This is a genomic window from Nostoc sp. MS1 (assembly GCF_019976755.1).
GTDB lineage: Bacteria > Cyanobacteriota > Cyanobacteriia > Cyanobacteriales > Nostocaceae > Trichormus.
In genome coordinates, this window is sequence record NZ_AP023441.1 from 1,656,073 (window position 1) to 1,675,710 (window position 19,638).

The 19,638-nt window shown below is 40.2% G+C and carries 16 protein-coding genes and 1 pseudogene; 13 read left to right on the forward strand and 4 right to left on the reverse strand.

What is annotated here, in order from left to right; all coding sequences use genetic code 11:
- Positions 1–33 precede the first annotated feature (33 nt).
- A complete protein-coding gene (gene ilvD / locus NSMS1_RS07305; RefSeq protein ID WP_224092205.1) occupies positions 34–1,740 on the reverse strand; it encodes a dihydroxy-acid dehydratase in 1,707 nt (568 codons plus the stop codon).
- 103 nt (positions 1,741–1,843) lie between these two features.
- On the opposite strand from ilvD, the gene NSMS1_RS07310 reads away from it, so the two are divergent.
- Positions 1,844–2,725 carry a LysR family transcriptional regulator gene (locus tag NSMS1_RS07310; RefSeq protein ID WP_224092206.1) on the forward strand — a complete coding sequence of 294 codons (882 nt, stop codon included), beginning with the start codon at positions 1,844–1,846 and terminating at the stop codon, positions 2,723–2,725.
- An 18-nt stretch (positions 2,726–2,743) separates the two neighbouring features.
- Here the strand turns inward: NSMS1_RS07310 and NSMS1_RS07315 are convergent.
- A pseudogene (locus NSMS1_RS07315) lies at positions 2,744–2,872 on the reverse strand (L,D-transpeptidase); the annotation flags it as partial.
- Between the two features lie 527 nt (positions 2,873–3,399).
- Here NSMS1_RS07315 and NSMS1_RS07320 point away from each other — a divergent pair.
- From NSMS1_RS07320 to NSMS1_RS07330, 3 genes are all read left to right on the forward strand, one after another.
- Positions 3,400–4,074: a Mo-dependent nitrogenase C-terminal domain-containing protein gene (locus NSMS1_RS07320; RefSeq protein WP_224092208.1), complete on the forward strand. Its 675-nt coding sequence runs from the start codon at positions 3,400–3,402 to the stop codon at positions 4,072–4,074.
- 323 nt (positions 4,075–4,397) lie between these two features.
- The gene (obgE, locus tag NSMS1_RS07325) at positions 4,398–5,426 is read left to right on the forward strand and encodes a GTPase ObgE (protein ID WP_224092210.1); all 1,029 of its coding nucleotides are present in this window, start codon (positions 4,398–4,400) and stop codon (positions 5,424–5,426) included.
- A gap of 459 nt (positions 5,427–5,885) precedes the next feature.
- Positions 5,886–7,886, forward strand: coding sequence for an N-6 DNA methylase (locus NSMS1_RS07330; protein WP_224092212.1), 2,001 nt, complete (start codon positions 5,886–5,888; stop codon positions 7,884–7,886).
- A gap of 2 nt (positions 7,887–7,888) precedes the next feature.
- On the opposite strand, the gene NSMS1_RS07335 is transcribed toward NSMS1_RS07330, so the two are convergent.
- Positions 7,889–8,995, reverse strand: coding sequence for an IS630 family transposase (locus NSMS1_RS07335; RefSeq protein WP_224087570.1), 1,107 nt, complete (start codon positions 8,993–8,995; stop codon positions 7,889–7,891).
- Between the two features lie 163 nt (positions 8,996–9,158).
- On the opposite strand from NSMS1_RS07335, the gene NSMS1_RS07340 reads away from it, so the two are divergent.
- Positions 9,159–10,610, forward strand: coding sequence for a hypothetical protein (locus NSMS1_RS07340; protein WP_224092214.1), 1,452 nt, complete (start codon positions 9,159–9,161; stop codon positions 10,608–10,610).
- A gap of 81 nt (positions 10,611–10,691) precedes the next feature.
- On the opposite strand, the gene NSMS1_RS07345 is transcribed toward NSMS1_RS07340, so the two are convergent.
- On the reverse strand, positions 10,692–11,270 hold the full coding sequence (locus NSMS1_RS07345) for an NADPH-dependent FMN reductase (RefSeq protein ID WP_224092215.1): 579 nt from the start codon (positions 11,268–11,270) through the stop codon (positions 10,692–10,694).
- A gap of 232 nt (positions 11,271–11,502) precedes the next feature.
- On the opposite strand from NSMS1_RS07345, the gene NSMS1_RS07350 reads away from it, so the two are divergent.
- From NSMS1_RS07350 to NSMS1_RS07385, 8 genes are all read left to right on the forward strand, one after another.
- Positions 11,503–11,721, forward strand: coding sequence for a hypothetical protein (locus NSMS1_RS07350; protein ID WP_224092217.1), 219 nt, complete (start codon positions 11,503–11,505; stop codon positions 11,719–11,721).
- A 506-nt stretch (positions 11,722–12,227) separates the two neighbouring features.
- Entirely contained in the window at positions 12,228–12,512 is a 285-nt protein-coding gene (locus NSMS1_RS07355) for an RNA recognition motif domain-containing protein (RefSeq protein WP_067765983.1), read from the forward strand.
- Positions 12,513–13,019: 507 nt separating this feature from the next.
- Positions 13,020–14,069 carry a class 1 fructose-bisphosphatase gene (fbp, locus tag NSMS1_RS07360; RefSeq protein ID WP_224092219.1) on the forward strand — a complete coding sequence of 350 codons (1,050 nt, stop codon included), beginning with the start codon at positions 13,020–13,022 and terminating at the stop codon, positions 14,067–14,069.
- 243 nt (positions 14,070–14,312) lie between these two features.
- Positions 14,313–15,458: a transaldolase gene (gene tal, locus NSMS1_RS07365; protein ID WP_224092221.1), complete on the forward strand. Its 1,146-nt coding sequence runs from the start codon at positions 14,313–14,315 to the stop codon at positions 15,456–15,458.
- Positions 15,459–15,585: 127 nt separating this feature from the next.
- Complete coding sequence (gene zwf / locus NSMS1_RS07370; protein WP_224092223.1) at positions 15,586–17,115, forward strand: glucose-6-phosphate dehydrogenase; 1,530 nt, start codon at positions 15,586–15,588, stop codon at positions 17,113–17,115.
- A 163-nt stretch (positions 17,116–17,278) separates the two neighbouring features.
- Positions 17,279–18,655: a glucose-6-phosphate dehydrogenase assembly protein OpcA gene (gene opcA, locus NSMS1_RS07375; RefSeq protein WP_224092225.1), complete on the forward strand. Its 1,377-nt coding sequence runs from the start codon at positions 17,279–17,281 to the stop codon at positions 18,653–18,655.
- Between the two features lie 232 nt (positions 18,656–18,887).
- Positions 18,888–19,175 (forward strand): BrnT family toxin, encoded by a 288-nt coding sequence (locus NSMS1_RS07380; RefSeq protein WP_224092227.1) that lies wholly within the window; start codon positions 18,888–18,890, stop codon positions 19,173–19,175.
- Positions 19,144–19,503 (forward strand): BrnA antitoxin family protein, encoded by a 360-nt coding sequence (locus tag NSMS1_RS07385; RefSeq protein ID WP_224092229.1) that lies wholly within the window; start codon positions 19,144–19,146, stop codon positions 19,501–19,503. Before NSMS1_RS07380 ends, NSMS1_RS07385 begins: the two co-directional genes overlap by 32 nt.
- Positions 19,504–19,638: the final 135 nt, after the last annotated feature.

Sequence of the window (19,638 nt, forward strand, 5' to 3'; positions counted from 1 at the left end):
TCCCACACCTTCAGGGTGTGAGATTATCAATGTTTACTTATTAAACAAATCTAAGTCTGTAACAGCGCCAACGCTACTAGAAGCAACCAACTTGGCATATTTAGCCAGAATGCCTTTAGTATAACGAGGTGGACGGGGTTGCCATTTAGCACGGCGGCTTGCTAGTTCTTCTTCAGTGATATTTAACTGTAGCAAACGAGAATTAGCATCGATGGTGATACTATCATCTTCTTCGACCAGAGCAATGTTACCCCCAACCGCCGCCTCCGGCGCAACGTGTCCGACTACCATCCCGTAAGTACCACCAGAAAAACGGCCATCAGTAATTAACCCGACTGCATCCCCTAAACCTGCACCAATAATTGCTGAAGTCGGTGCAAGCATTTCTCGCATACCGGGGCCACCTTTAGGGCCTTCGTAACGGATAACAATCACATCACCAGCCTTGATTTTACCTGCCAGAATCGCATCTAAGCAGGATTCTTCCGATTCAAACACTCGCGCCGGGCCAGTAATTACAGGCTTTTTCACCCCAGTAATTTTGGCAACAGCACCCTCAGTAGCTAAATTACCCTTGAGTATCGCCAAGTGACCTTGAGCATACATCGGGTGATTCCAAGGACGAATGACATCTTGGCTAGGTGATGGTTCATCGGGGACATCTGCTAAAACTTCAGCAATGGTTTTACCTGTGATGGTGATACAGTCGCCGTGGAGTAAACCATGTACCAATAACATCTTCATCACTTGGGGGATACCGCCTGCTTGATGCAGGTCTGTGGCGACGTATCTACCACTGGGTTTGAGATCACATAAAACGGGTACACGACCACGGATAGTTTCAAAGTCATCTAAATTTAGTTCTACACCAGCCGCACGAGCGATCGCCAGAAAATGTAACACGGCGTTAGTTGAACCACCCACCGCCATAATTACCGATATGGCATTTTCTATGGATTGACGAGTAATAATTTGTCTTGGTAATAGTTGATGACGAATTGCTTCTACTAATACTTTGGCTGATTCTTCTGTACTATCTGCTTTCTCATCATCTTCTGCTGCCATTGTGGAGGAATAAGGTAAGCTCATACCCATCGCTTCAAAAGCGCTTGACATAGTATTTGCTGTGTACATTCCACCACAGGAACCCGCACCTGGACAAGCTTGGCTTTCAACTGCTAGTAGTTCATCTTCATCAATTTTGCCGGCGCTGTATTCACCCACCGCCTCGAAAGAACTAACAACAGTCAACTCCTTGCCTTTATAATGTCCGGGTTTAATAGTGCCACCATAGACGAAGATAGCAGGTATATTCATCCGAGCGATCGCAATCATTGCTCCTGGCATATTTTTATCACAGCCACCGATAGCAATTACCCCGTCCATACTTTGCCCATTACAGACAGTTTCAATGGAGTCTGCAATTACCTCTCTGGAAACTAGGGAATATTTCATCCCTTCCGTTCCCATAGAAATACCATCACTAATGGTAATTGTGCCGAATATTTGCGGCATTGCTCCAGCTAGTTTTATACCCGCTTCGGCTCTTTCTGCTAGTCTATTTATCCCCATATTACAGGGAGTGATTGTGCTGTAGGCATTTGATATACCGACAATTGGCTTGTTAAAGTCTTCATCTTGAAAACCTACTGCTCGTAACATAGCGCGATTTGGCGATCGCTGTACCCCTTGGGTAACAACTTTACTGCGGAAATTCTCTGATGTTGTGTTTTCAGCCATTGCTCTAGCCTCCTGCAAAATCCCTGTATGAGTATCATAGGTAGACGCTTTTGAGATGTCCAATATATATTTATTTAAAATTGAAACTTTTAAAATATTAAAAATGGAATTACGACATCTACGCTACTTTATTGCTGTAGCTGAGGAACTACATTTCAGTAAAGCCGCAGAAAGACTGCACATAGCACAACCGCCTCTCAGCCAACAAATTCAGCAACTAGAAGCAGAAATAGGAGTACAACTTTTTCATCGCAAAACTAAGCGACAAGTACAGCTAACAGAAGCAGGTAAGGTCTTTTTACAAGAGGCTTATCAAATATTAGTGCAACTAGACACAGCAGTCGCCTTAACTCAAAGAATTGGTAGAGGTCAAACAGGTCAATTGAAAATAGGATTTACTAGTTTGGTAATCTACGATTTATTACCCTTAATTTTGCGGCAATTTCGTGAGCAATTTCCCCAAATAGAATTAGTTTTACGAGAATTAACTACAAGCCAACAGGAGCAAGCACTCAGAGATTCCCAAATTCATGTAGGCTTTGCTCACCCACCTTTAGAAGATGACACCATATCTTATAAGTGTATTCATACGCAAACCTTAGTTGTGGCTTTGCCATCAACTCATTCATTAGTACAAACAGAATATATCTCAGTCCAAAATCTTCTGGATGAACCTTTGATTATGTTTCCTCGGTATTTAGCACCTGGACTTTATGACCGTATTATGAGTCTTTTCCAGCAGGGAAATATTTCACCTAACATTACTCAAGAGGCAATTCAAATGCAAACAATTATTGGGCTAGTATCGGCTGGAATGGGTGTGGCGATTACACCATCTTCTCTCCAAAATCTTCAAAGGTCTGGTGTAGTATATCGTCCTTTACTAGAACAAGTACCCGTAATAGAAACTGCTGTTATCTGGCAGGAAAATAGTTTAACGCCGCTTGTGGAAAATTTCTTACAATTTACCTATTTCAAAAATTAAATATGAGTTCTATATTAGCTACGGCACTACAATAACAGGTGTTCCGACACTTACCTGAGAAAATAATTCTTCAACATCCTTGTTTTACATCCGAATACAACCGTGTGAGGCAGGTCTACCCACAGACTCATGATTTGGAGTATCATGATGGCGATCGCACTCACCAGTAGTCACTATTTAATAGCTAAGTTAACTTGATTAATTATCTCGTTCGTTTATCTAAAGCCTATACTAATGTTAAATTACACCGTGATATTTAGAACTATCTAATATTAATATTTTATGTCTAAATAATATTAATTATTAAATCTAATATCCTAAAAGCACACGAAGGGCAATTATTGATAGGCATAGTTAAATGGAATAAATTAATTAAAATTTATATTCAAAATATAAATAGGATAAATAAGTTTTAATAAACTAAACTTTTGATTTTTATCATAAATAAAGCTCCTTCCATAGAGAGTTGTTATTGATTTTGATGATGAAGCGTAAGTAATTGCGATGGTTAGTACACTCGTGTAGTTATTGCATCTCGATGAGCAACCAATACTATATATAAATGTCTCCTTTAAGGCATATCAAACAGCCAATGGAGGAATACAAAACTGCTACAATTGAGTCGCATAAAAGTTACCTTAGTTATAGATGAAAAAATCAGTGAGTATGAGTTTATGACAAGTGTAGTTGAATCTCCTCACAGCAACCAACAAATTGCTGCTTGGTTACGGGGGCTACTAACCATAGCTTGGGCTGATGGTAACTTTGATGAACAAGAAAAAGCATCGATTATCGCTATTACCAAAGATCAATTAGCCCCTGGTGTTGAATTGGATGCGCTAGAGAAAATTACACCAGAAGAACTAGCCACCGTTTTAGGCAAACATACACCAATTGCAGAGAACTTTTTACGTACAGCTGTAATAGTAGCGATCGCAGATGGTACATATTCACCTCAAGAAGATGAACTACTGCACCAGTTATGTCAAGCACTAGGCGAACCAGAATACATACTCCCCGCCCTGCGTCAAACTTTAACAGTTAAAGAACAACTAAACTTTTCTGCCCTTACCCCACCACTCACCCATCCCCATGACGTATTACATCCCCTCCGTGACTGGCTAGATGGGTTAGAAATCGAAGACCCCAGAGTTGCCCGTTTTCTGTGTAAAATGATTCCTTCGCAGTGTCCTTTCGAGAGGGATGTCACCTTATTTGGACACAAAATAGTTCATATTCCGCCATTATGTAAAATTAATCCATTATATGAACAGCTTGTAAGTTTACGCTTCCGCGCCCTCTCCTATTTAGCGGATGATTGTAAAGAGGATATTTCAGAGTATATTTAGTCATTGGTCATTAGTCATTAGTTATTAATCCACAGTCAACAGTCCATAGTTATTTTCTCCTGTTACCTCTTGGGAGCAGTAGGGGTGGGTTACTCCCCACTCCTCACCCCCTATTCCCTACCCACAAGACGGTACTCAACACTGGTAAAGAAGACTATATAGAGTAACCTGTTAAGTAGAGCAATTAAACAAGCATGTATTTTTGCAGGTGCGCGCACAATGTTAAGCACCGTTGTTATCAATGGGTAAAACTCTTACAAATGAGTAACTAATAACCATTGACTAATGACCAATGACCAATGACTAATGACTAATGACTAATTATGCAATTTATCGACCAAGCACAAATCGAAGTAGAAGCTGGTAAAGGCGGCGATGGTATTGTCGCCTTCCGGCGAGAAAAGTATGTACCAGCCGGCGGCCCCTCTGGCGGTAATGGGGGAAGGGGTGGTTCAGTGATTTTTGTAGTTGTAGAAAGTTTACAAACCCTCTTAGACTTTCGCTATAACCATATATTTAAAGCCGACAATGGTGGTCGTGGCGGCCCCAATAACTGCACTGGCGCTTCTGGGAAAGATTTAATTATTGAAGTTCCCTGCGGCACAGTAATTTATGATGCGGAAACAGACGAAATGTTGGCTGATTTAACTCAACCTAACCAAAGGTTAGTCATTGCTGAAGGTGGTAAAGGTGGGTTAGGAAATCAGCACTTCTTGAGTAACCGTAACCGCGCCCCAGAATATGCTCTCCCAGGATTACCAGGGGAAAGAAAACTGTTACGTTTAGAGTTGAAACTGCTGGCGGAAGTAGGAATTATTGGTTTACCCAACGCAGGTAAGTCAACTTTAATTTCATCCTTGTCGGCGGCGCGTCCAAAAATTGCTGACTATCCATTCACAACTCTCATACCCAATTTAGGCGTAGTCCGCAAACCTACTGGTGATGGTACAGTATTTGCTGACATCCCCGGATTAATTGAGGGTGCAGCCGGAGGCGCAGGTTTAGGACATGATTTCTTACGCCATATCGAACGGACGCGGGTATTGTTGCACCTAATTGATGCTACCAGTGATGATGTCATCAGAGACTACAATACAATTCAGCAAGAGTTGCAAGCTTACGGGCGTGGTTTAACTGAGCGAATGCAGATTTTAGCGCTGAATAAAATTGATGCAGTTGACAAAGAAACTGTAGATTTAGAAGCACTAGCTACTCAATTAAATCATCTGTCTCATGCTCCAGTTTTCTTAATTTCTGCGGTAACTCGTACTGGGTTAGAGCCATTGTTACAAGAAGTTTGGCGAATCCTTGACCAAATCAATAAACTTGAGGAAGTTGAAGTGTTTAGTTAAGTAAATAAACTTAATTAAGAACACCAAATTTTTAGGCTTGGTTTTATACTATTTCAGCTATCTTATTTCAGGATATCAGTCTAACTGCAACCTGTGGATATTTAGTTAGTTAATGTGAGTTGGATGAACCTCTCCCTCCCAGCTTCCCTGTCCTACAAGGCGCTACGGTGTACACACATCTTTGTGCTGAGTACAAAATGTGGTTTGATCCCCCTAAATCCCCCTTAAAAAGGGGGACTTTGATTCTTGATCCCCCCTTTTTTTAAGGGGGGTTAGGGGGGATCAAAACGTTGTGGGACTAGTTTATTAGACTTGTGTGTACACCGTAGCCTACAAGGCGAGGAAGGAGCATGTTAATTATGGGGTTTTTTAAGCCCATTCTTTTTAGGGGAGGGTTTAGAGAGGAGTCAAATCTCATTCATCGAACTCAAGTTTAGTTACAGTAGAATCACAAGCCTAATGAATCTCGCTGCTATTTTTAAAGACTCTAACTATAAACTGTCTCAATTCACAACCCAAGAAATTGATAACTTGGAAAAGTCTATCATTATTAAGCAGACAAAAACTGGGGATGTGCCTTATGTGAGATGTTTGGTGCGAAATAAGGAAATAAAACTGACACCAGAAGAAGCCGTGCGACAGCTTTATTTACAAGTATTAATGCAGCGTTATCTTTATCCCGTTAGCCGTATTACAGTTGAGTATGTGGTTACGTTTGGGCGAGAAAAGAAAAAAGCTGATATTGCTATTTCTGATAAAGATAGACCGAATGTTCCTTACATTATTGTGGAACTAAAAAAGCCGAAATTAAAAGACGGGAAGGAACAGCTACGTTCTTATTGTAATGCTACAGGCGCACCGATTGGTATTTGGACGAATGGCGATCAGATTTCTTTCTATCAGCGTAAAAATCCTAATTACTTTGAAGATATTACAGATATTCCCAATGCTAACCAAACCTTAGCAGATATTCTCAATGTTAAGTTTACTCTAGAAGACTTAATTAAAAAAGATAAACTCGTCAACGAAAAGAAATCTCTGAAAGCCTTGATTGAGGAAATGGAAGATGAAGTCTTGGCTAATGCAGGGGTTGATGTGTTTGAGGAAGTCTTCAAACTTATTTTTACTAAATTATATGATGAATGGCTATCGGGAAGGGGAAATAACCGCAATACTCGATTACTAGAGTTTAGAAATACAGGACAAACCGACACCGCACTTAAAAATAAGATTCAAATTTTATTTGATAGAGCTAAAAAACATTGGGAAGGTGTATTTAGTGAAGATAGTAAAATTACTTTGACTGTTTCTCACCTCTCGATTTGTGTGTCGTCTTTGGAAAATGTAAAATTATTTAACTCGAATTTAGATATAGTCGATGAAGCATTCGAGTATTTGATTAATCAGAGTAGCAAAGGTGAAAAGGGACAATATTTCACGCCTCGGTATGTAATTGATATGTGTGTCAAAATGCTCAATCCCCAAGAGGATGAGTATATGATTGACACGGCGGCGGGTTCTTCTGGTTTTCCAGTACATACGATTTTTCATGTTTGGAAACAAATAATAGAAGATGAAGGGATAAAAGTCAGCAATTTATTTTCTTTGGAAGAGAAGCCTTATCGTTGTGAAAAATATGTTCAAGAAAGGGTATTTGCTATTGATTTTGATGAGAAAGCGGTACGTGTAGCCAGAACATTAAATTTAATTGCTGGTGACGGACAAACCAACGTGTTACATTTAAATACTCTAGATTTTGCTAGTTGGGATGAGGTGACGCGAGATGAAGACTGGCAAAATATTTATTTTGAAGGTTTCAAAAAATTAAAGAAATTACGCAGCACTAAGGATAGTTATAAAGAATTTCAATTTGATATTTTGATGGCTAACCCGCCATTTGCTGGAGATATTAAAGAACCACAAATTATTCATAGATATGATTTATCGAAAAAGCCGAATGGTGCTTGGCAATCGAAGGTAGGCAGAGATATTTTATTTATTGAGCGTAACTTGGATTTCTTGAAACCAGGGGGGAGAATGGCTATTGTTTTACCCCAAGGACGGTTTAATAATTCGTCTGATAAAGATATTCGAGATTTTATTGCTGAACGCTGTCGCATTGTAGCTGTTGTGGGGCTGCATGGAAATACTTTTAAGCCCCATACGGGAACGAAGACATCAGTATTATTTGTCCAAAAATGGAATGATGATCCCCATCTGGGGGCTTTGTGTCCTAGAGTTGAAGATTACAACATCTTTTTTGCGACGATGCGGAAGTCGGGAAAGGATAATTCTGGTGAGAAAATTTGGCGACGGGTTTTGTCGAAATCGGAAGAGAAGTTATCGGAACAAGATAAGGAAAAGATATTTTTACAAGATGAACACGGTCATTTAGTTGTTGACCATGATTTATTTAATCATGAGGGAGTAACGCAGGATGGTAAGCTGTTACGCAGCTAAAGTTAATAAACAGCATTACCTTTATTTTTAATCTTGCGTTCCCATTTAATAATAAGTCCACCTTGATTGAGCAATTTATTTAACAATTCTTCTAGCTGTGATACAGACTCAAACAATCTATGAGCTATATATTCTTTAGCTGAATGCCAAAGCAATTCAATTAAATTATAATCTGGACTATAAGGTGGAAGAAATTCTAGAATAATATTTGGCATTTCTGACTCAATTTTAGATAAAATATCTTTCCTTTTATGGAAACTAGCATTATCTAGTATGATAACTATTTTCGCTGAACCATCTTTAAATTCTTCAACTGATTTCCCTTGTTCTACCCATTCTTGTAACAGAAAATTATTTAGAGATTTAATCTGTTCATAGAATACATCTGCATTTCCTTTTTTTATGACAAAATTTATTCTTTTCTTGTCATGATAACGTAACCCTCCCATAATATTTACTCTTCCTCTTCTCCTTTGCCCTGTAACTTTTTTCCTTGTACCTTTCTTACCCCAACTTTTTCTTCTTATCACTCTTAAACTAAATCCACTTTCGTCCCAAAACCATACTTGTAAACGCTCTGGAGTTTTTTTGGTTATTCTTAAATATTCTGATAGCTTTTCTTGAAATGCCTTACGCTTTTCAGGATTCTGTTTGTCCTCTAGGCTGTATTTTGCCCAGAGGTAAACGTACTTTTTTCGCTCTAATATTCTCCTAACTTGAGAGCCGCTTAACTTAATTCCTGTTGTTTCTTCAAGATATGTTGCTAATCTTGCCGCCGTCCATCGACCAAATTCATATCCATTTTCTACTGGGTCTTTCTCAATTATTTCTAATAACAAATTTTCATATTCTTTGGTAACTTTGCGGCAGTTACCTTCTCTTCTTCCATCTAAAAAGCTTTCTAAATTATCCGGGTCGCCGTGAACTGCCCAATATGCGACTGTCGGATATGCAATCTCTAAAAAATTGCTAATTTCTTGATATGTTTTTCCATCATTTATCAACAGAATAATCAGAATCTTCTCTCTTACATAAGGATTTTCATGCTCTTTTAGTGTTTTCAGTAGCCTTTCCTTCTGCTCTTGAGAAAGATGGTTTTTTGCTGGCATATATGGCCGATAATAGTTTTTACTTAAGTTTATATTATACAATTAAGCTGCGTAGCAGCTTATTTCTGAGGCGTTTATTGAGTTTGCTAAAAAGGAGAAGTTAAGTTTTTTTAAACCAAGCCCATCTGTTATACCGTTTGATGAAGCTAAGTATCGGCGGTTAATGGATGGGCTGGAAGCTGTAGAATTAAGCTGGTATCAAGTACTTGAAGAGAATAATTCATTTAGGCTAGACAGCTACTTTTTCCACAAAGCTTATTTAGAAGAAGATAATTTAAGAGATAAATTTGAAAATGTAATTTTAGGCAATATAGCATTTATAACAGATGGTCAACATGGTTATCATGAAGTTGATGAAACTTCTAACATATCGCATATAACAGCCAAGAATACTAAAAATTGGTTTACAGATAATTATAACTGTGACAAACTTGCTAAATGGGTTGATGAAAAAAATCAACGTTCTTCTCTGCAAGAGAATGATATTCTGTTATCAAATCGTGGAACGGTTGGTTATTGCTCAATTGTAAAATCAAATATTTTGCCTGCAAATATTGATCAAGATATCGCAAGAATTGTGTTAAATTCTAATTCACCAATTATTACTGAGTATTTAACAACATATTTAAACTCTAAGTTTGGTAATGATTGGGTTATTAGGAATATGTCAGGTATGGTACAACAGGATCTACCTTTAAATAAGATACGAGAAATACCTGTTCCTATACTAACTACTTCCTTACAATATGCTATTAAAAAATTAACTGAAGCTTCTTGGTTGTTTTTTCAACAATCAAAACAAGCATACGAAGATGCTGAAGAGTTGCTCCTTATAGAACTAAACTTAAAAGACTGGCAACCTACCGAAGATAACATTGCTGTGAAAAGTTTTTCATCTTCATTCTTTGCTTCCGGTCGCTTAGATGCTGAGTATTATCATCCTAAAGTTGACCAATTAATTCAACGACTTGAAGAAAAGGTTGAACTCACAGCATTGGGTAACTTACTTACGGTTAACCAACGTGGAAAACAACCAAACTATATTGAAGATGAAGAAGCAGTTAAAAATGTTTTGCCTGTAATTAACTCTAAACACGTTCAAAAGAGAGAAGTAATTCTTACAGATAATCGCTTTGCAACTGTTTCTGATAGTAATAATACTTTAACTATTCAAAAAAATGATGTCCTGATAAATGGTACTGGTAGAGGAACAATGGGGAGGTGTGCGCCTTATTTGTATGAAGAGCCAGCTTTACCAGATAATCATGTAACTATTCTCAGAACTGATTTACTAGACCAAGTTTACTTATCCATATATTTAAACAGTATTGCAGGACAGTTTCAAGTGGAGAAATATCTTAAAGGCTCATCAGGGCAACTTGAACTATATCCTAATGATATTGCTCAATTTCTAGTCTGGGTTGCGCCAGACTCAGTTCAGCAGCAAATTAGAAATAAAGTTGAAGAATCACATCAAAAACGTGAACAATCCAAACAACTGTTAGAAATTGCTAAAACAGGGGTAGAGAAAGCAATAGAAACTGACGAAGCTACAGCAACCGCATGGATGAATCAGCAACTTACAGCTTTGGGAATTAATCTAGAATTAGGTTAATAGGGTAACATCTACATTTTACTGGGTATGAAAAGCGATCGCACCGCCCGCAACGCCAGCACATCAGGCGATCGCTTTTTATTAATTCAACTTAAATAGAATATCCGCTACGTTTTTGCCCAAGTTCTGCACAGATTCTTGCTGTTTAGGGTCTTTTAGCGAACCATCAGCATTAAATACTTGACTAGCATTCGGTACAGCAACCTGATCAGGAAGTACCAACACCTTAATATTTCCTAGAATAGACCGCAGATGTACCAAACCTCGCAACCCGCCTAGTCCACCGGGAGAAGTACTCATGATAGCCGCAACTTTTCCTGCAAATGCAGCCAAAGGAGGCTCATTTGATGCTGGACGAGAAGCCCAATCAATCGCATTTTTTAAAACTGCAGTCAGCGAGCTGTTGTATTCTGGGGAAGCAATTAACAATCCTTGATGAGAAATTAACAGGTCTTTTAAGGTTTTAGCATTGGGAGGTAAACCTTCTCGCGCCTCTAAATCTTCGTCATACAGAGGTAATGGTAAATCTCGTAAATCAATGTAAGTCACCTCTGCGCCTGCTGCTTTTGCACCGGCTGCGGCAATTTTCACTAACCTTTTGTTATAAGAATCTATGCGTGTGCTTCCAGCAAAGGCCAGTATTTTGGGTGTATTTGCCATGATTACTGGTGATTGTGAGTTGTAAATTATATTCCCCTGCATTATGTAGCGAGGAAACAAACCTGGAAGCTAGTTTTAGCTTTTCTTTATAAATGGCGATCAGCTACGCTGGGCGCTTGCGCGATCGCACTTAATATTAGGAAAGTAGAGGAAAATAACTTTTGACTATTAACAACACGTTAAAATTAGTTAAGAAGTGATATTTTTTGCAAAAGTCTTAGGAGTTTTTTACATGTTTATTAGTGAATTGTCACCCATATTTAAACAACTGGTTCAACACCCAGCTTCTTTTCTAGGGGGATTTGCTTCTGGTGTGCTGAGACTCAACTTAGCAGATGATCCTGTAAAAAGCTGGCTAGACAAACAAACTGGTATTAGCATTTATCCCTCTCCCTTAACTGATGTCGGTAATGGTAGATCCAGTGGCCCACAATCGATATCGATTGAATAACAGCTAGGGATATAAAACTGAGTACTGGTAATAGGTAGGGGATGCAAGAACATTAAACACATGGTCAAAAATCGATATTGCACTCCCCTGTCCTAAACTAACGACAGCTTGGAAATAAAGTCACAAAGCATTTTCTAACCTGCTTTAATTTATGAGCAACTTGCAGATTAAGAAGCGATTAAATTATGGTTCATATAACCAAGTAAAGCATTTGTACTAAGTAGCAGCTTTTACATTTTTTCCCATTAATCAAATTTATAAGACTTGCTAATTTTATATTTAAAAATATTGTAAAATCTCTCACTTTGAAAATTATCATAATCAGTTATCATATGAGCGTATGCCTCAGTTCAGCCCATAGAAGGTTTAGTTGGAGTTAACCCCAGCAAATATTATTGCTGTTCTACAACATAGACTATCTGTGACTAAAAAGAGACTATGCAATATTGCCTAGAACTTTTTAAAACTGAACTAGCCGCACTTTGTTAAGAATTACGTGATCCCACATGACTATCTACGTTGGAAATCTCTCCTACCGCGCCACTGAAGCAGACTTAAGAGCCGTATTTGCAGACTACGGCGAGGTCAAAAGAGTTGTATTACCTACTGACCGTGAAACCGGTCGGATGCGTGGTTTTGCTTTTGTTGAGATGAATGAAGATGCCCAAGAAGATGCTGCTATTACTGAATTAGATGGCGCAGAATGGATGGGTCGTCAACTGAAAGTAAATAAGGCTAAACCACGAGAAGATGACCGACGAGGTAGCTGGGGTAAAAAACAAGATTATTAATCAAGTATAGTCTCCAATTCTAGCAAATTGTATTCTGTATAACAATAGATAAATATCTATTATTTGCTAGAAACATTTAAAAAATTTAATAGGAAATGTAATGATAAATCCGGCTAGTTACCATGTGCTAGAAAATTATTATAACTAGTCGGATTTTCATGACTAGACTTTTTTTCGGAGTGTCAGGGTGTAGAGAAAAATCAGTTGGATAATAGCGTGAAGACTTGAATTTGTACTTTGGCTAACTGGAAAGATAATCTGTTATGCTTTTAAGCTTTTGTTGCCGCAAGTCAAGTGTTATGTAATAAATATCACAAAAGCGTTACAAGTATATCTTTCCTCTAGCCTCTAACTTCTCACTTTTCAGCGCTTTTCCCTTCACTTTCTTTAGTTTATCTAAAATCACATCCAGGTTCTTAAATTACCTTTCTAAGATAGAGGCAGTAACCGTGCGTCACGATGCACGAATTGACCCAACAAACAGCCAGTTACTAGGGAATACATAAAATGGCTCAAGCTTCAGAATCTTTGGATTTATCTGTCAACAACGCTACAGATAAATCTCTCGACCGCGATTGTACAACCTTATCTCGTCACGTCCTCCAACAACTCCAGAGTTTTTCACCAGATGCACAAGATTTGAGTGCATTGATGAATCGTATTGGATTAGCTGGTAAATTAGTTGCTCGTCGCCTTAGCCGTGCTGGCTTAATGGAAGGAGTTCTCGGATTTACTGGGGAAGTGAACGTACAAGGTGAGTCCGTCAAAAAGATGGATGTGTACGCTAATGATGTGTTTATCTCAGTCTTCAAGCAAAGCGGCTTAGTTTGCCGTCTTGCTTCCGAAGAAATGGATGAACCATATTACATCCCAGAAAATTGCCCCATAGGTCGTTATACCTTACTGTATGACCCCATAGATGGCTCCTCAAATACCGATACCAATCTCAGCTTAGGTTCCATTTTTGCTATCCGTCAACAGGAAGGCGATGATGCCGATGGTCAAGCTAAAGACCTCCTCACCAACGGACGCAAGCAAATTGCCGCAGGATACATCCTCTACGGCCCTAGCACGATGTTAGTTTACACTATTGGTAAGGGAGTTCATTCATTTACCCTTGACCCCAGCTTAGGTGAATTTATCCTCAGCGAAGAGAATATCCGCATTCCTAACCACGGCTCTGTATATAGTGTGAATGAGGGTAACTTTTGGCAATGGGAAGAATCTATGCGGGAGTATATCCGCTACGTCCATCGTACAGAAGGTTACACCGCTCGTTACAGTGGTGCAATGGTGAGCGATATTCACAGAATTTTAGTACAAGGCGGTGTATTTCTTTACCCAGGAACAATCCAGAAACCTGAAGGTAAATTGCGCTTGTTATACGAATCTGCTCCCCTCGCTTTTTTAATTGAACAAGCTGGTGGTCGGGCAACTACAGGATTAATGGATATCTTAGAAGTTGTACCCACAAAACTACACCAACGCACTCCTTTAATTATTGGTAGTAAAGAGGACGTAGCCAAGGTTGAGTCTTTTATTCAGAATGGGCATTAGGAGGCAGGAGGCAGGAGGTAAAGGAGACTTTACTCAACACGCGCTAAAGCGCCGCTTCCAATAACAGCAATTACTACTCAGCACTCACTCAGCATTTTTTCAGCTAAATGTACTAGATTATCTCAGCCGGCCGATGTCATAAGTGATTAGCAAAGCAAAAATGCAGAAGTTACTGTCAATACTTTGATGTGTTTTGGCAAATTCACTTAGAACATCTTTTACGGAGTGGAACAAAATTTAGCTATGGCTACTAATCATTTACTTGAGATTAAAGAATACGGCCAGAGTATTTGGATGGATAATTTGAGCCGTGACCTTATCCAATCGGGAGAATTAAAGAATTTAGTTGAAAATCAGGGTATTTGTGGCATTACATCTAATCCGGCGATTTTTGAAAAAGCGATCGCCAACAATGTCATTTATGATGCTGATATTGAAGCTGGTGTGCGTGCAGGTAAACCCACGCTGGAAATTTATGAATCCCTAGTTTTTGCAGATATACGTAGTGCCTGCGATATCTTGCGTCCTGTATATGATGCCTCGAATAAATTGGATGGTTATGTGAGTATCGAAGTCCCACCGACCATCGCCCATGATACACAAGCCACAATTAACGAAGCCCGCCGTTATTATCAACAAATCGGGCGGGAAAATGTGATGATTAAAATTCCCGGTACTGAAGCCGGGTTGCCAGCCGTAGAACAGGTGATAGCTGATGGGATTAACGTTAACGTCACCTTGCTATTTTCTGTGCAGAGCTATATCAACACAGCTTGGGCATATATTCGGGGCTTAGAAAAACGAGCGGCTGAAGGTAAAGATATCAGTAACATTGCTTCTGTTGCTAGTTTCTTCCTCAGTCGGATTGACAGCAACATCGACGGTAAAATTGATGCTAAATTAGCTCGTGGCGTTGATGATATTAACCTAGAAGCGAGATTAAGGTCTGTTAAAGGTAAAGTAGCGATCGCCAATGCCAAGATTGCTTATCAAGAGTACAACAAAATTATTGAGAGCGATCGTTGGCAAGCCCTAGCAACCAAAGGGGCAAAAGTGCAAAGATTATTATGGGCCAGCACCAGCACTAAAGACCCTCATTACAGCGATGTCATGTACGTCGATGAATTGATTGGCCCCGATACCGTCAACACCTTACCCCCTGCGACCATTACCGCTTGTGCTGACCATTGTGAAGTCGCTAACCGAATAGAAACAGGAGTTGCAGAAGCTTACCAATTGATTGAGAGCCTCAAAGACCCAGACATCAACATTGATATTGATGTCGTCATGGACGAATTGTTAACCGATGGCATTAACAAATTCGTCCAGCCATTCCAGTCCCTCATGAACTCTTTAGAGGGCAAAGTCAAGCTATTGTCACCTGTATAGGGGCAGGGAAGAAGAAAGGGGGCAGGGGGGCAGGGAGCAGGGAGAAAAAACTCTCTAATGCCCCACTCCCCACTCCCCACTCCCTACTCCCCATTTTCCAACCTCCATCTCAAATCCACAAACTGTTATGGTTAGTCTCCTAGAAAATCCCCTGCGCGTTGGTCTGCAACAGCAAGGGATGCCTGAACCCCAAATTATAGTCATCTTTGGCGCTTCTGGTGATCTTACCTGGCGCAAACTCGTCCCAGCACTTTTCAAATTACGCCGGGAACGACGCATTCCCCCAGAAACCACTATTGTTGGCGTAGCCCGTCGAGAATGGAGCCACGAATACTTCCGTGAACAAATGCAAAAAGGCATGGAAGAGGCTCATAGCAACGTCGAACTCGGAGAACTGTGGCAAGATTTCTCTCAAGGTTTGTTCTACTGTCCTGGAGACATAGATAAGCCTGAAAGTTATCAAAAATTAAAAGATTTATTAAGTGAATTAGACCAGAAAAGAGGTACACGGGGAAACCGGATGTTTTACCTCTCCGTCGCCCCTAACTTCTTTCCTGAAGCTATCAGGCAACTAGGCGGCGCAGGAATGCTAGATGATGAGTATAAACATCGTCTAGTAATTGAAAAACCCTTTGGTAGAGACTTGGCATCTGCCCAAAGTCTCAACAAGGTAGTGCAGAAATATTGTAAAGAAAACCAAGTCTACCGTATTGACCACTACTTGGGTAAAGAAACAGTTCAAAACTTGCTGGTATTCCGCTTTGCCAATGCGATTTTTGAGCCACTGTGGAACCGTCAGTTTGTTGACCACGTACAAATTACCGTAGCAGAAACCGTAGGCGTTGAAGACCGGGCTGGTTATTACGAACAAGCCGGTGCATTACGGGATATGTTGCAGAATCACCTTATGCAGCTTTATTGCCTCACAGCAATGGAAGCTCCTAACTCAATGGATGCTGATAGTATCCGTACAGAGAAAGTTAAAGTACTACAAGCTACTCGTTTAGCTGATGTACATAACCTGTCACGTTCAGCAGTACGTGGACAATATAGTTCTGGTTGGATGAAAGGTCAACAAGTTCCAGGGTATCATACAGAACCAGGAGTTGACCCCAAGTCCTCTACTCCTACTTACGTGGCAATGAAGTTTTTGGTAGATAACTGGCGTTGGCAAGGTGTGCCTTTTTACCTACGTACTGGTAAACGGATGCCGAAAAAAGTCAGTGAAATTTCCATCCACTTCCGTGATGTTCCCTCCCGGATGTTTACATCTGCCGCACAACAAAGAAGCGCCAACATTTTGGCGATGCGGATACAACCAAACGAAGGCATTTCTTTACGTTTTGATGTGAAAATGCCAGGAGCAGAGTTCCGCACTCGTTCCGTAGATATGGATTTCAGCTATGGTTCCTTTGGGATTGAAGCTACTTCTGATGCTTACGATCGCCTATTCCTTGATTGTATGATGGGCGACCAAACATTATTTACCAGAGCTGACGAAGTAGAAGCAGCTTGGCAGGTAGTCACCCCCGCCCTTTCCGTTTGGGATACACCAGCCGACCCCGCCACCATTCCCAAATACGAAGCAGGTACTTGGGAACCAGCAGAAGCAGAATTTTTAATTAACCAAGACGGTCGTCGCTGGCGCAGGCTCTAATTGGTCATTAGTCATTAGTCATTAGTCCATAGTCATTAGTTAACTGACAACCGACAACTGACAACTGACAACTGACCCTTACGGGTTCGGCAGTTGCTACAAGTCGGCAAAGCCGCCCAACGCACTGCCTCACAACTAACTACTAACAACTAACAAATTGGCTATGACTTCCCAAGCTCCTACAATATACTCACTTCAAGCCCCAAAGGATATTTCGCTCAACGAAATCGAAGCGGAACTCAATCAAATTTGGCAAAGCTATGGCATTACTGGTGAAGATGGCGCACTACCTGCGGCTACTCGTGCTACTACATTTACTCTAGTAGTTTATGAACCAGAAGAAACCCAATATCTGTTGGCTTCTTTAGGATTTTATAATGGCCCAATTGATGGCATTTTAGGGCCGCAGACAGAAGCCGCACTGCAACAAGTACAAATCAAATACGCACTACCCGAAACTGGTACAGCCACACCAGAAACCATAGCGAAACTGCGGGAAGAATACAGCAAGCGTCAAGGCAGTAACGCTACAGGTAATGGTTCTAATGGTAATACTTCTTATAGTTATAGTTCTAGCCCTAGAATTGCTGACGAAATTGCCCTACGCAACCCTTGCCGGATTATTGCCCTATTCCCAATTGTGGGTGAAGATGAAGGCGTAAAGGCGCAAGTTTCTGCTTACTGTCCGATTCAAAAACAATCTTCCAGCACCCTCATTTGCTGCGAGTATATTACCCTGAGTGGTACAGCTGCGGCTTTGGAAAGAATTGGCGGGATGATTCCTGCTTTGTTAATTGGTGGTTTACCCAAATTCTTGTGGTGGAAGGCTACACCAGACCCCAACAACATTTTATTTAAGAGATTGGCAGCCGTTTGTAATAACGTCATCGTTGATTCTTGCGACTTTAACGAACCAGAAAGCGATTTAAGTAGTTTGCAAGAGTTGGTAGAAAATGGCGTACCTGTGGCTGACTTAAACTGGCGTAGACTGGCTGCATGGCAAGAGTTGACAGCCGAAGCCTACGATCCCCCAAATCGTCGTGAAGCCTTGGGAGAAATTGACCGCGTAAACATCGATTACGAAAAGGGCAACCCCACCCAAGCATTGTTGTTCTTGGGTTGGTTGGCGAGTCGTCTACAATGGCTACCAGTTTCCTATCAAAAGGAAAGCGGCGACTACGACATCACCCGTATTCAATTTGTTAACCAAGACCAAAAGCAAGTAGAAGCCGAGTTAGCAGGGGTTCCCGTTGCTGATGCAGGTGAGATTGTGGGTGATTTAATTGCTCTACGCCTCAGTTCCACCAATCCTCAAGCCAACTGTGGCACAGTCATCTGCTCAGAAACAGGCGGTTGTATGCGGATGGAAACCCACGGCGGCGCTCAAGCTGCGGGTTTGTTCCAACAGGTCGGTTCTTTGTCAGAACAAAAAGCAGAAGCTTTGCTCAGTCAGCAGGTGCAACGTTGGGGACGTGAATCACTTTTTGAAGAAAGTCTTGCAGTTGTGGCGCAAGTATTGAAGATAAGAGCAAATAGTTAATTTTTGCTAACAACAAGTAAGTTTTCTTCATCTTGCAAATCAAGTAGTGCGGATGAAGTGAACCCCGGTTTATTAAGTTAAGCCGGGGTTTGGAATTGCAATTACTAGCAGGAATATGTGATAACTAAATCAACAACGGAAACCGAGTATGATTTTAGCCAAGGTAAACGCGGAACAATTGAGCTTCCAACACCAGGCAAAACTCGTATTACAATTTGCCTAAATTAATTTAATGGAATTTGAGTGGGATGAGAGTAAAAATCAGGGCAATATAACAAAGCATGGTTTTGACTTTGCTGATGCCTACCGCATCTTTAATTTACCGATGCTTGTTCAACTTGATGAACGAGAAGATTATAGTGAGGATCGTTATATTGGTATTGGGCTATTAGATGGGAGATGTGTAGTAGTAGTTTACACAGAATCCGATGATGAAATAATTCGCATTATCTCATTACGAAAGGCATTATCTCATGAACGAAAATACTATGAACAATACCTCAAAAACCAGTTCGGATAGAATCGATGCTTCTGCTAGACAAGCTCAAAGAGGTGCTGCTGCAATTCAAGCGAACAATGTCTCAAGAACCGATTGGGATAGAATAGATGCTATGAGTGATGAAGAAATTGACACTTCAGACATTCCACCCTTATCAGATGATTTCTTTAGGAAAGCTCAATTGCGAATGCCTAAGTCACCTGTAAAAATTACAGTTGAAGTAGATCCAGAAACTTTTGCTTGGTTTCAAGCACAGGGAGATAGTTCTGAACAACAGATAGCTGTGGCGTTAAAAATTTATGCAGAAGCACACAAAGCGTATCCAAAATCTGAAAATAAATCTGCTTAATACTAGATTGAAAAATCATAAAATGTAGAGATAAGATTAATCTTATCTCTACAAAAGCTATATTAGTATATAGGAATCCGGTTTGATTCATGAAATTCCTCTTTCCTTAGCCTGATTCATGTTGCTAACGCCTTC

Coding starts and splice junctions, on each gene's coding strand:
- opcA (WP_224092225.1), top strand. CDS start 17,279: ATGACTTCCCAAGCTCCTACAATATACTCACTTCAAGCCCCAAAGGAT.
- obgE (WP_224092210.1), top strand. CDS start 4,398: ATGCAATTTATCGACCAAGCACAAATCGAAGTAGAAGCTGGTAAAGGC.
- tal (WP_224092221.1), top strand. CDS start 14,313: ATGGCTACTAATCATTTACTTGAGATTAAAGAATACGGCCAGAGTATT.
- NSMS1_RS07345 (WP_224092215.1), bottom strand. CDS start 11,270: ATGGCAAATACACCCAAAATACTGGCCTTTGCTGGAAGCACACGCATA.
- NSMS1_RS07380 (WP_224092227.1), top strand. CDS start 18,888: ATGGAATTTGAGTGGGATGAGAGTAAAAATCAGGGCAATATAACAAAG.
- NSMS1_RS07320 (WP_224092208.1), top strand. CDS start 3,400: ATGACAAGTGTAGTTGAATCTCCTCACAGCAACCAACAAATTGCTGCT.
- NSMS1_RS07310 (WP_224092206.1), top strand. CDS start 1,844: ATGGAATTACGACATCTACGCTACTTTATTGCTGTAGCTGAGGAACTA.
- NSMS1_RS07335 (WP_224087570.1), bottom strand. CDS start 8,995: ATGCCAGCAAAAAACCATCTTTCTCAAGAGCAGAAGGAAAGGCTACTG.
- NSMS1_RS07350 (WP_224092217.1), top strand. CDS start 11,503: ATGTTTATTAGTGAATTGTCACCCATATTTAAACAACTGGTTCAACAC.
- fbp (WP_224092219.1), top strand. CDS start 13,020: ATGGCTCAAGCTTCAGAATCTTTGGATTTATCTGTCAACAACGCTACA.
- NSMS1_RS07355 (WP_067765983.1), top strand. CDS start 12,228: ATGACTATCTACGTTGGAAATCTCTCCTACCGCGCCACTGAAGCAGAC.
- zwf (WP_224092223.1), top strand. CDS start 15,586: ATGGTTAGTCTCCTAGAAAATCCCCTGCGCGTTGGTCTGCAACAGCAA.
- ilvD (WP_224092205.1), bottom strand. CDS start 1,740: ATGGCTGAAAACACAACATCAGAGAATTTCCGCAGTAAAGTTGTTACC.
- NSMS1_RS07385 (WP_224092229.1), top strand. CDS start 19,144: ATGAACAATACCTCAAAAACCAGTTCGGATAGAATCGATGCTTCTGCT.
- NSMS1_RS07340 (WP_224092214.1), top strand. CDS start 9,159: ATGGATGGGCTGGAAGCTGTAGAATTAAGCTGGTATCAAGTACTTGAA.
- NSMS1_RS07330 (WP_224092212.1), top strand. CDS start 5,886: ATGAATCTCGCTGCTATTTTTAAAGACTCTAACTATAAACTGTCTCAA.